The sequence below is a fragment of the uncultured Amnibacterium sp. genome, from assembly GCF_964245895.1.
Taxonomy (GTDB): domain Bacteria; phylum Actinomycetota; class Actinomycetes; order Actinomycetales; family Microbacteriaceae; genus Amnibacterium.
Genome location: NZ_CAXTOQ010000113.1, coordinates 1 through 11,221, shown reverse-complemented (window position 1 = coordinate 11,221; position 11,221 = coordinate 1). Strand labels below are relative to the sequence as shown.

The following is an 11,221-nucleotide window of genomic DNA, read 5'->3' as shown; positions in this document are numbered from 1 at the left end:
CGCGCTGCCCGGGCTGTCGGACGCGCCGGGCGGCGGGGCGGTGCTGCGCCTGCGGGCGGAGGGGAGCCCGCAGGCGGTGCGGGCGCAGATCTTCGTGGTCGCGAGCGGGCTGCGGGTCGGCGCCGCGGCGCTCGGCTCCGCGATCGCGGGCGCGCTCGCCGGGCTGGAGCCGTCCCTGCTGCTCGCGCTGATCGCGGCGACCTGGTTCGCGTCGGTGCCGATCCTGCTGCTCGGCAGGAGCGCCGCGCCGGAGGTCAGGCCGGCCGGATGATCCCGGCCCGCAGCCCCAGCACGTACATCCGGCACCCGAGGCAGAAGCCGAAGACCGAGTTCAGGAACGCCGCGACGAACGCGAGCGCCGCGAGCACGACGAGCCCGGGGGTGAGGCCGAACGCGCCGAGCACGACGCCCAGGAACGTGATGACGAAGCCGACGCCCTGCGCGAAGGTCGGCGGCGCCGCCGCCTCCAGCTCGGCTGGCGGGCGCAGGCGCGGCCGGATCACGGCGCGGAACAGGCGCCCGTACGGGTGCCGCGCGATCCCGGCGAAGGCGCCCCAGGCGAACACCGCGCAGATCGCGGCCAGCAGCACCGTCGCCGCGACCCCGGAGACGGCGAGCGCCAGGAAGAGGTCGACGAGCAGCAGCACGGCCGTGATGCCCGCGCCGAAGCGGGGCCCGCGGGGGTCGATGCGGTCGGGGTCAGCGGGCATGGGGGCCTCCGAGGACGGACTCGAGCTCGCGGTCGACGACGTCCCGGCGGGGCGGTCCGCCGAAGCGGGCGCGGATGCGCCGGTCGGCGTCGACGACGAGGGTGGTGGGGGTCTGCAGCACGTGGAAGCGGTCCGCGAGGTCGGGCCGGCGGGCCAGGTCGATCTCGACGTGCACGACGCCGGGCGCCTGCGCGGCGACCTCGCGCAGGAGGCGCGCGGTGCCGGGGCAGGAGGAGCAGGTCGGCGAGGAGAGCTGGACGAGGGTGGCGCGGTCCCCGAAGGTCGTTGCGGCGCCGAGGTCCGACTGGCCGATCGTCTCGCCGGAGCCCCGCCGGGCCCGGCCTGCCAGGACGCGCTGGAGCACGCCGAGCGCGGCCGCGACGAACACGAGCGCGGCGAGCGCCGCGAGCGCGACCTGCGGGGACATGCGCAGAGGGTAGGGATGCGGCGCGCGCCCGGCGGCTTCATGACGGTTCGTGACGGTTTGCGCGCTCCCGCGTCGCGCGGTGGTGGCGGATTGCTCGGTGCGCCGGCGGGTCGCGCGGTGCTCCGCACCCTCGCGCGGTGGGTAGTCCTACCGCGCGAGGGTGCCGGTAGCGCGCGGAGGGCGCGGGTACCGCGCGGAGGGTGCGGGTACCGCGCGGAGGGTGCGGGTACCGCGCGAGGGTGCAAGTACCGGACGATGCGGTGCCAGTACCGCGCGAGCGCGAGGGGGCGGAGCCGATCGCGAGGGGGCGGCTACCGGTCTCCGCCCAGGCGCACCGCGCGGCGGACGGCGAGCCGCAGCTCCATCTCGTGCACGACGAGCGCGGCGAGGTCGTCGAGGGTCTCGAGCTCGCGGTCGGTGACGGGATGCCGGCCCCGGTCGGCGACCGCGAGCACGCCGAGGTCGATCCCCTCCGCGGTGATCAGCGGCGCGGCGACCACCGTGCCGAGGCCCGCGGCGATCGCGACCGGCGGCACGTCGGCGTCGTGCAGCACGGTCGTGCGCTGCTCCAGCCCGGCGCGACCCTCGATCGGCAGCGCCAGCTGATCGCACTCCACGCCGATGCGGGACTTGAACCACAGGCGGTCGCTGTCGGCCAGGCCGACGACGGCGACGGGCATGTCGAGGCTCCGCGCAGCGAGCGCGGTGATGCGGTCGAACCCGCCGTCGGGCGGGGTGTCGAGCAGGTCGTACCGGCGCAGGGCCGCGACCCGGTCCGACTCCGAGGCCCGCGGGGGCGGGCCGGCGTCGATCCGGCCGATCACGAAGCGCCGGAAGCCGAGCTCGACGTCACCGGGCGCCGGACGGTCGGCGGGGCGCCGGGCGGTCATCGCGCGGATCAGCTCGGCCGCCTCGGCCGGCACCCCGGAGGGGATCTCGGGCTCCCGCTCGAGCCGGGCGAGCGCGGCCTCGAGCACGGTGCCCGTGTAGGCGGGCCGCCCGGTGAGCGCCTCGAGCAGCACGAGCCCGAGCGAGTACACGTCGGTCGCCGGCGTCAGCGGCGTCCCCTCGACCTGCTCGGGGCTCAGGTACGCGGCGGTGCCGGTCGTCTGCTCCTCCGGCCGGTCCGCGCCGCCGCGCAGCAGGGCGATGCCGAAGTCCGCCAGCTTCCCGCGCAGCCGGCGGCCGCCCAGCCCGGACAGCAGCACGTTCGCGGGCTTCACGTCGCGGTGGATGATCCCGTGCCGGTGCACGTACTCGAGCGCGCCCGCGAGATCGAAGCCGAGGTAGCCGACCTCCACGGGCGTGAGCGGCCCGGCGCGGAGGCGGGTGCGCAGGTCCGCCCCCTCCACGAGCTCGAGCACGAGGTACACCTGCGGCGACTCCGGGATGGTGAGGTCGATGCCGGCATCCAGCAGGGTCACCAGACCGTGGTGGCTCATCGCGGCGAGCAGCCGCGCCTCCACCTCCTGGGCGCGCAGGTCGGCGGGCTCGCTCGCGCGGGCGGTGAACACCTTGATCGCGACGTCGCGGCCGAGCAGCTCGTCGCACGCCCGCAGGACCACGGAGGCGCCGCCGCGGCCGAGGGGCTCGCCCAGGCGGTAGCGGTCGTGCAGGACCGCGGGCAGCGCACGCGCTCGCGCCGTGTCGGGCATGCTGCCTCCCCGGTCCGCCTCCGATCACGGTATGGGCGCGGCCGCGGCGAGGCGCGCGCGTCCAGGGAAGCCCCAGGGGAGTTCCCGGCCGCGTCCAGGGGAGTCCGGCCCCTCCACGGACCCGCGCCCGCTGTGCGATCCTCGGGTCCGGTCGCGAGGAGGCGCAGTGGCGGACGCGGATGTCCTGGTGGTCGGCGGCGGGCTCGCCGGGCTCGTCGCCTGCGCCGAGCTGACCGCGGCGGGCCGGCGGGTGCTGCTCGTCGAGCAGGAGGGGGCGGCGAACCTCGGCGGCCAGGCGTGGTGGAGCTTCGGCGGCCTCTTCCTGGTGAACAGCCCCGAGCAGCGCCGCTGGGGCATCCGCGACTCGGCCGACCTCGCCTGGCGGGACTGGCGGGGCAGCGCCCAGTGGGACCGGCTGGAGGACGAGGACCGCTGGGGCGCCGCCTGGGGCGAGGCGTACGTGGCGTTCGCGGCCGGGGAGAAGCGGGCCTGGCTGCTCGAGCAGGGCGTCCGGCTGACGCCGCTCGTCGGATGGGCGGAGCGCGGCGACGGCCGGGAGGGCGGGCACGGCAACTCCGTGCCGCGCTTCCACCTGCCGTGGGGCACGGGCACGGGGATCTCCGGGCCGTTCGCCGCGAAGGCGCGCGCTGCGGCCGCCGCGGGGCTGCTCGGGTTCCGGTTCCGGCACCGGGTCGACGCGCTGGTCGTCGAGGAGGGGGCGGTCACGGGCGTGCGCGGCACGGTGCTCGCGCCCGACGACGCCCCGCGCGGCGTCGCCTCCAACCGGACGGGGACGGGCGAGTTCGTGCTCACCGCGGGGGCGGTGGTGCTCGCCACCGGCGGCATCGGCGCGGACCACGCCCTCGTGCGCTCGATGTGGCCGGCGCGGCTCGGCACCCCGCCGGCGACGATGCTGACCGGCGTGCCCGCGCACGTCGACGGCCGCATGCTCGCGATCGCGGAGGCGGCCGGCGCGCGCGTGGTCAACAAGGACCGGATGTGGCACTACACGGAGGGCGTCGCGAACCACGACCCGATCTGGGCGGGGCACGGCATCCGGATCCTCCCCGGTCCGTCGTCGGTCTGGTTCGACGCGCTCGGCCGGCGGCTGCCCGCGCCGGGCATCCCGGGCCACGACACGCTCGGCACGCTGCGGCTGCTGCGCGCGGACCCGGACCTCGCGCCCTACGACCACTCCTGGTTCGTGGCGTCGCAGAAGGTGGTGGAGAAGGAGTTCGCGCTCTCCGGCTCCGAGCAGAACCCCGACCTGACGGACCGCGACCTGCGGCTGCTGGTCCGCACCCGGCTCGGCAGCGGGCCGACGCCGCCGGTCGCCGCGTTCGAGGAGCGCGGGGAGGACTGGGTCGTCGCCGACGACCTGCCCGCCCTCGTCGTCGGGATGAACCGCATCACGCCGCAGGCGCCGCTCGACCCGGCCGGGATCGAGCGGCAGCTGCGGGAGCGGGACGACCAGGTGATGGACCGGGCGAGCACCGATCCGCAGGCCCGCAGCATCCGGCGGGGGCGGGCGACGCGCAGCGACCGCTTCACCCGGGTCGCCGCGCCGCACCGGATCCTCGACCCGAAGGCCGGTCCGCTCGTCGCGGTGCGGCTGCGGATCGTGACCAGGAAGACGCTCGGCGGCATCCAGACCGACCTCGAGGGACGGGCGCTCGGTGCCGACGGCCGGCCGTTCCCCGGCCTCTACGCCGCGGGCGAGGTCGCCGGCTTCGGCGGCGGGGGAGCCCACGGGTACAACGCGCTCGAGGGCACGTTCCTCGGCGGCTGCCTCTTCACCGGCCGCGTCGTCGGCAGGAGCCTGGCCGCCGCCCTCTGAAGGCGTTCCCAGATCCGGGGATCCCGCGCGATCCCCGGATCGAGGAACACGTCCAGCGCGGTAGCGTCCGGGGAGTTGGACGAGCGTCCAACTCGAGGCGGAGGTGGACGTGCAGCGCATCGCGGTCGCGGACCGGCGGGTCGCGCTGCTCGACGCCGCGGTCGCGGTCGTCGCCAGGGACGGCATGGCGCGGGCCACCACCCGGGCGATCGCCGCCGAGGCGGGCATGCCGACGGCGAGCTTCCACTACGTGTTCGCCTCCTACGACGCGATGGTCGGGCAGCTGGTCGAGGCGGTCCTCGACGCGCAGCAGCAGGGCGTCGCGGCGGCGGTCGGGGACGCCGCGACCCTGCGCGACTTCACCGCGGGCGCGCTGCAGGGCTGGCTCGACCGGGCGAGCGCGGATCCGGACCAGGAGCTCGCGCTGCACGAGGTCGTCGCCTGGAGCCGCTCGTCGCCCGAGCTGCACCACCTCGCCCGCGCCGTGTACGCGCGGTACGAGTCGGCGGTCGCGGCGTTCGTCGCCGACGCAGAGCAGCGCTTCGGCGTGCGGTGGCGGCTGCCGTCCGCCGACGTCGCGCGGTTCGTGCTGGTGATCACGGGCGGCGTCGCCGCGCGGTGGGTCGTCGACCGCGACGACGCCGCGGCGCGCACCTCCCTCGCCGTCGGCGCGGAGGCGGTGCTGGGCCTCGGCGCGGAGGCGGACCGGTGACCGTGCTCGAGCCGGTCACGCACGTCGGCCGCCGGTGGATCGCGCCGTTCACGGTCGCCTGGCTGGGCGTCTGGCTCGCGCAGCTGACCGTGATCCAGCTGCTGCTGCCCGCGCAGGTCGCGGACGCCGGCGCGCCGCAGGACTTCCTCGGCACGATCGTGCGCTTCGGCTGGGTCTCGGCGGTCGCCGGCCTCGCCGCGCTCGTCGCCTTCCCGCTCGTCGGCGCGCTGTCCGACCGGACCGCCTCCCGGTTCGGGCGCCGCCGCCCGTGGATCGCCGGCGGCACGCTGCTGTTCGCGGCGGGGCTGGTGCTGCTCGGCGCGCAGGAGGAGGTGGCCGGGCTCGCGGTCTGCTGGGCGATCGCGCTCGCGGGCTTCGCGGTCGTCGCCTCCGCCCTGACCGCGCTGATCGCGGACCAGGTGCCCGTCGACCAGCGCGGCGTCGTCTCCTCCTTCGTCTCGGTGCCGCAGGCGATCGGCACCATCGCCGGGCTCGCGCTGGTCGAGACGCTCGCGCTGCCGGTGCTCGGCTCCTACGCCGCGGTCGCGCTGGTGCTCGTCGTGCTCGTCGTGCCGCTGCTCGTCGCGCTGCCCGACCCGCCCGCCGCCGTCCCGAGGACCCCGCTGCGGCTCGGCCGCGTCCTGTCGTCGATGTGGATCGACCCGCGCACCCATCCCGACTTCGCGTGGACCCTCGCCGGGCGGCTGCTCGTCAACCTGGGCAACGCGATCGGCACGACCCTGCTCCTGTACTTCCTGTCCGTCGGGCTGCGCGATCCGGACGCGGAGGCGGACCTGATCCCGCTCGTCCTCGTCTACCTGGTCGCCCTGCTGGTCGCGACCCTCGCTGCCGGTCGGGCCAGCGACCGGCTGGGCCGGCGGCGGGTCTTCGTCGGCGTCGCCGCCGCCCTGCAGGCGGTCGCCGCGCTGCTGCTCGCGATCGCGCCGGCCTACGGCACGGCGCTCGTCGCGGGCGCGTTCCTCGGCGCCGGGTACGGGGTGTTCCTCTCGGTCGACCAGGCGCTCGCGACCCAGGTGCTGCCGGACCCGGCCGATCGCGGGAAGGACCTCGGGATCATGAACGTCGCGCTCGCGGTGCCGCAGGCGTTCGGCCCGCTGTGCGGCGCCGCCCTCATCGCGGTGTCCGGCGGGTTCCCGGCGCTGTTCGTCGGCGCCGCGGTCCTGTCGGCGCTCGGCGCCGCGTCGGTCGCGCGGGTGCGGGGCGTCGCATGATCCCGCTGCCCGAGCCGGCCGCGACGCCGTGGCGCGACCCCGCCGCGTTCTGGCCGGGCGTGCTGGAGGCGACCGCCGCGCTCGATCCGCCGTTCGGGGTGCTGGCCGTCGACGCGCTCGCGTGGAACGCGCACGACCTCCTGCGCCGGGCGGCGGGCACGCCCATCCGCCTCGCCTCGAAATCCCTCCGGGTGCGGGAGGCGATCGAGTCGGTGCTCGCGCTGCCCGGCTGGCACGGCGTGCTCGCCTACTCGCTGCGGGAGGCGCTGTGGCTCGCCGCGACGGTCGACGACGTCGTGCTCGGCTACCCGACCGTCGATCGCGGCGCGATCGCGGCGCTCGCCGCCGACGAGGAGGCCGCGCGGCGGATCACGCTGATGGTCGACTCGGTCGCCCACCTCGACCTGGTCGACGCGGTCGTGCCGCCCGGCGCGCGGCCCCAGCTGCGGGTCGCCCTCGAGCTGGACATGAGCATCGACCTGCCCGTGCTCGGCCACCTCGGCGTGCGACGCTCGCCGCTCACCGACTCGGCCGCCGCGATCGCGCTGGGGCGGGAGGTGGTCCGCCGGCGGGGCTTCCGCCTGGTGGGCCTGATGGGCTACGAGGCGCAGGTCGCCGGCGTCGTCGACCGCTACGGCGCGAACCGGGCCTACGAGCGGGTCGTCGCCGCCGTGAAGCGCCGCTCGATCGCGGAGACCACCGAGCGGCGCGCGCTGGCGGTCGCCGGGCTGCGGCGCATCGCCGAGCTCGAGTTCGTGAACGGCGGCGGCACCGGCTCCATCGAGTCGACGAGCGCCGACGCCTCCGTCACCGAGCTGACGGCCGGCAGCGGGCTGCTCGGCGGCCACCTCTTCGACCGGTACCGCGCCTTCCGGCCCGCGCCCGCCGCCGCTTTCGTGCTCTCGGTCGTCCGGACGCCCGCACGCGGCGTCGCGACCCTCGAGGGCGGCGGCTGGATCGCCTCCGGACCCGTCGGAGGCGACCGTCGCCCGCTGCCCGTCTGGCCCCCGGGCCTGGCGTACCAGCCGCGCGAGCAGGCGGGGGAGGTGCAGACCCCGCTGTCCGGCGCGGACCTGCGCGTCGGCGACCGCGTCGTGCTGCGGCACACCAAGTCGGGTGAGCCGGCCGAGCGCCTCGCCGAGTACGCCCTGGTGAGGGACGGCACCGTGCAGGGCACGACGGCCACCTACCGGGGCGAGGGGAGGACGTTCACGTGAGCGGACGCGGGTGGACGAACTGGGGGCGCACCAGCCGCTCGACGCCGGCGGAGATCGTGCGGCCGAGGTCGGCGGAGGCGGTCGCCCGGGCGCTGCGCCGCGCCTCCGCGGCGGGCCTGCCCGTGCGGCCGGTCGGCGCCGCGCACAGCTTCACCGCGCTCGCCCGCACCGACGGGGTGCTGCTCGAGACCCGCGGGCTCGCCGGGCTGCGCGGGGTGGACCGCGACCGCGGCCGCATCACCGTCGGCGGGGGCACCACGATCGGGGCGACCGCGCGGCTCGCGAACCGCTTCGGGCTCGCGTTCCAGAACCTCGGCGACATCGACCACCAGACGATCGCGGGCGCGATCAGCACGGGCACGCACGGCACGGGCGGCGCGTTCGGCCCCATCGCGTCGCAGGTCGTCGGCCTGCAGCTGGTCACCCCGGGCGGCGAGGTGCTCGAGATCGGCGAGGACGACCCGCTGCTGCCGGCCGCCCGGGTCTCCCTCGGGGCGCTCGGGGTGATCACGGCGGTGACCGTGCAGTGCGTGGCCGCGTTCGGGCTCGCCGCCGAGGAGCGGACGGAGGTGCTCGAGCCGGTGATCGCGGGCTTCGGGGACCGCGTCGCGGCGGCCGATCACTTCGAGCTGTACTGGTTCCCGGGCACCGGGGTCGCGCTCACGAAGACGAACACGCGCATCCCCGCCGGCGAGGTCGGGCCCCGCTCCTCCCGGGTGCGGCGGCTCGTCGACGACGAGCTGCTGTCGAACGGCGTCTTCGAGCTGACCTGCCGGCTCGCGCGCCAGGCTCCCCTGCTGGTCCCCCCGATCAACCGCGTCGCCGCGCACACCGTCGCCGAGCGCGCGTACCGCGCGCCGTCGCACCAGGTGTTCGCCTCCCCGCGGCGCGTGCGGTTCGCGGAGGCGGAGTGGGCGGTGCCGCTCGAGCAGCTGCCGCAGGCGTTCGACGCGTTCCGGACCGCGCTGCGCCGCAGCCGGCTGCGGATCTCGTTCCCCGTCGAGGTGCGCGCGGCCGCCGCGGACGGCTCCGCATGGCTCAGCACCTCCTTCGGCCGGCCGACCGGCTACATCGCCGTGCACTGCTACGCCCGCGACGTGCAGCGGGACTACTTCCGGCTCGCCGAGCGCGTCTTCCGCGGCTACGACGGGCGGCCGCACTGGGGCAAGCTGCACACCCGCGACGCCGCCGACCTGCGCGGCCGCTACCCGCGGTTCGACGACTTCCTCGCGGTGCGCCGCCGCCTCGACCCCGGCGGGCTGCTGCGCAACCCGCACCTGGACCGCGTGCTCGGCCTGCCGTGAGCGAGCGCGAGAACTTCGGCAGGCTGCTCGTGCTTCAGCAGGCCGTGGCGGTCCCTTTGAGCCTGTTGAAGCGCGCATGGCCTGCCGAAGTGCTCGGGCGGCCTGCTGGAGTGCTTCCGCAGCCTGCCGAAGTGCTCGCTCCCGAGCACGACAGCAGGACGATTTCACAACAGCAGGAGATTCCGGCCTGATTTCTCGTGCCGAAGCGAAGATCTCCTGCTGTCGTGCTCGAGAATTCCTGCTGAAGCGAGAATCTCCTGCTGTCGTGCTCCGGACTTCCTGCCCAAGGCAGTTCTTCCTGCTGTCGTGCTCCGGACTTCCTGCCGAGATGCGTGTTTCCTGCTGTCGTGCTCGAAGCGGGAGGGGCACTGTCGGCGGGGTCCGGCCGAAACCCGGGCCCCGATCATCCCGAGCACGACAGCAGGAAGTTCTCACAACAGCAGGAGATTCCGGGCCGATTTCTCCTGCTGAAGCGAGTGGTTCCTGCTGTCGTGCTCGAGAATTCCTGCTGAAGCGAGGATCTCCTGCTGTCGGGCCGGCGCGGCGCGAGGCGGCGCGAGGCGGCGGTCAGGGGACCAGCACGAGCCGATCGTCCGTCGTCGGCGCCTCCGCCCACGCGGCCGTGACGTCGCGGAGGGGGACCGCGCGCGCCGCGACCTCGTAGCCGCCGGTCGTGATCGCGGTCGCCAGCCGCGGCAGCTCGGCGAGGATGCCGCGGGTCGGCACCGAGCCCTGGCCGCTGCCGACGAGCCGGAGGTCGGTGGCGCGCAGCGCGGCGGAGGGGATCGGCGACTCGAGGCCGGCCGTGGACCCGATCTGCACCCAGGTGAGCGGGCGGTCGTCGTCCGCGCGCGCCGGCACGATCGCCCGCATCGCGGCGGCGGTCGGGGCGCCCCAGACGTAGTCGAGCACCACGTCGAGGTCGCGGCCCGCCTCCGCGAGGTCGGCCCGCACCGCCTCCTGGTCGCGGCGGAGATCGACGAGCGCGTCCGCCCCGAGCGCGGGCAGCGCGGCGAGCCGCCGCCCGTCGCGCCCGGCGGCGGTGACGTGCGCGGCGCCGAAGTGCTTCGCGATCTGCACCGCCATCCGGCCCGCGCTACCGGTCGCGCCGAGCACGAGCACGCGTGCGCCGGTCGGCAGCGCGATGCGGCGGGTGAGCGCGATCCAGGACGACATCGCGGGGTTCATCGCCGCGGCGATCCGAACGGGGTCGACGCCGTCGGGCAGCACGACGCTGCGCCGCGGATCGATCGGCGTGCGCTCCGCCATCGCGCCGAGGGCGGCGTCGGGCAGCAGGAAGTAGCGCAGCACGCCCTCCGGGTCCCGGCCGACGCCGTCGATGCCGGGGACCAGCGGCAGCGCCTCCGTGCTCGTGTAGTGCGTGCCGTCCGCCTGGGAGCGGACGCGGGGGTGGATGGCGGACGCGAGGACCTCGACGAGCACCTCCCCGCTCGCGGGCTGCGGCTGCGGCACCTCCCGGTACGCGGGCGGGCGGTCGAACGCGTCGACGACGGCGGCATGCATGGGCGGATCCTTCCCTCGGGGGTATAGTTGGGAACATCAACTATAATGATTGGGGTTCCCAACGATGTCAACCGAGGCCGACGATCGCGCGCTGGGCGACGCGCTGGCGCGGATGTCCTTCGAGGTGATGAGCCGGCTCACGCAGCTGGCCGCCGAGGAGGGCATGTCGCTGACGCAGCTGCGGGTGCTCGGCGTGCTGCGCGACCGACGGCCGCGGATGGCCGAGCTGGCGAAGGGGCTCGGCCTCGACCGCTCGAGCGTGACCGGGCTGATCGACCGTGCGCAGTCCCGCGGGCTCGTCGAGCGCGTGCCGGAGGAGGGGGACGGCCGCGTCGTGCGCGTCGCCCTGACCGCGGAGGGCGTGCTGGCCGCGCAGCGGATGACCGCGCGGATGGCCGAGCTGCTCGCGGACGTCGTCGCGCCCCTGCCCGCGGCAACCAGGGCGTCCCTCCGCGCGGGGCTCGAGCAGGCCTTCGCCTCCCGCGGATAGTGGTCTGACTCGGAAGCTCGTCGGGGGGCGAAGCGCTGACCGCGTCGGTTCGATGCCGGTCGCGCGATAGGTGTGGCGTCGCGCGGTACGCATGCGTACCGCGCGACGCCACG

General features: G+C 76.0%; 12 protein-coding genes. 8 read left to right on the top strand and 4 right to left on the bottom strand.

Annotation, left to right across the window (positions count from 1 at the left end):
* On the top strand, positions 1-271 hold a 271-nt coding region (locus ACFE60_RS13890), incomplete at its 5' end, for a hypothetical protein (protein WP_375389458.1).
* Here ACFE60_RS13890 and ACFE60_RS13885 read toward each other — a convergent pair.
* The 3 genes from ACFE60_RS13885 to ACFE60_RS13875 all read right to left on the bottom strand — a co-directional run bounded on the left by ACFE60_RS13885 (position 255) and on the right by ACFE60_RS13875 (position 2,792).
* Positions 255-710 carry a DUF4395 domain-containing protein gene (locus tag ACFE60_RS13885; protein WP_375389457.1) on the bottom strand — a complete coding sequence of 152 codons (456 nt, stop codon included), beginning with the start codon at positions 708-710 and terminating at the stop codon, positions 255-257. The two genes, ACFE60_RS13890 and ACFE60_RS13885, sit on opposite strands and share 17 nt — an antisense overlap.
* Entirely contained in the window at positions 700-1,137 is a 438-nt protein-coding gene (locus ACFE60_RS13880) for a TlpA family protein disulfide reductase (RefSeq protein ID WP_375389456.1), read from the bottom strand. The genes ACFE60_RS13885 and ACFE60_RS13880 overlap by 11 nt, the downstream gene beginning before the upstream one ends.
* A 311-nt stretch (positions 1,138-1,448) precedes the next feature.
* Positions 1,449-2,792, bottom strand: a complete 1,344-nt coding sequence (locus tag ACFE60_RS13875; RefSeq protein ID WP_375389455.1) for a protein kinase — start codon at positions 2,790-2,792, stop codon at positions 1,449-1,451.
* 166 nt (positions 2,793-2,958) lie between these two features.
* Between ACFE60_RS13875 and ACFE60_RS13870 the strand changes: the two genes are divergently transcribed.
* The 6 genes from ACFE60_RS13870 to ACFE60_RS13845 all read left to right on the top strand — a co-directional run bounded on the left by ACFE60_RS13870 (position 2,959) and on the right by ACFE60_RS13845 (position 9,285).
* Positions 2,959-4,629, top strand: coding sequence for an FAD-binding dehydrogenase (locus ACFE60_RS13870; protein ID WP_375389454.1), 1,671 nt, complete (start codon positions 2,959-2,961; stop codon positions 4,627-4,629).
* Between the two features lie 109 nt (positions 4,630-4,738).
* Complete coding sequence (locus tag ACFE60_RS13865) at positions 4,739-5,341, top strand: TetR/AcrR family transcriptional regulator (RefSeq protein WP_375389453.1); 603 nt, start codon at positions 4,739-4,741, stop codon at positions 5,339-5,341.
* A complete protein-coding gene (locus tag ACFE60_RS13860; protein ID WP_375389452.1) occupies positions 5,338-6,573 on the top strand; it encodes an MFS transporter in 1,236 nt (411 codons plus the stop codon). Before ACFE60_RS13865 ends, ACFE60_RS13860 begins: the two co-directional genes overlap by 4 nt.
* On the top strand, positions 6,570-7,790 hold the full coding sequence (locus tag ACFE60_RS13855) for an amino acid deaminase/aldolase (RefSeq protein ID WP_375389451.1): 1,221 nt from the start codon (positions 6,570-6,572) through the stop codon (positions 7,788-7,790). The genes ACFE60_RS13860 and ACFE60_RS13855 overlap by 4 nt, the downstream gene beginning before the upstream one ends.
* A complete protein-coding gene (locus tag ACFE60_RS13850; protein ID WP_375389450.1) occupies positions 7,787-9,094 on the top strand; it encodes a D-arabinono-1,4-lactone oxidase in 1,308 nt (435 codons plus the stop codon). The genes ACFE60_RS13855 and ACFE60_RS13850 overlap by 4 nt, the downstream gene beginning before the upstream one ends.
* Positions 9,091-9,285: a hypothetical protein gene (locus ACFE60_RS13845; protein ID WP_375389449.1), complete on the top strand. Its 195-nt coding sequence runs from the start codon at positions 9,091-9,093 to the stop codon at positions 9,283-9,285. Before ACFE60_RS13850 ends, ACFE60_RS13845 begins: the two co-directional genes overlap by 4 nt.
* Before the next feature lie 376 nt (positions 9,286-9,661).
* Here ACFE60_RS13845 and ACFE60_RS13840 read toward each other — a convergent pair whose 3' ends face one another.
* Complete coding sequence (locus ACFE60_RS13840) at positions 9,662-10,618, bottom strand: zinc-binding alcohol dehydrogenase family protein (RefSeq protein ID WP_375389448.1); 957 nt, start codon at positions 10,616-10,618, stop codon at positions 9,662-9,664.
* A 64-nt stretch (positions 10,619-10,682) separates the two neighbouring features.
* On the opposite strand from ACFE60_RS13840, the gene ACFE60_RS13835 reads away from it, so the two are divergent.
* Entirely contained in the window at positions 10,683-11,108 is a 426-nt protein-coding gene (locus ACFE60_RS13835; protein ID WP_375389447.1) for a MarR family winged helix-turn-helix transcriptional regulator, read from the top strand.
* Positions 11,109-11,221 lie beyond the last annotated feature (113 nt).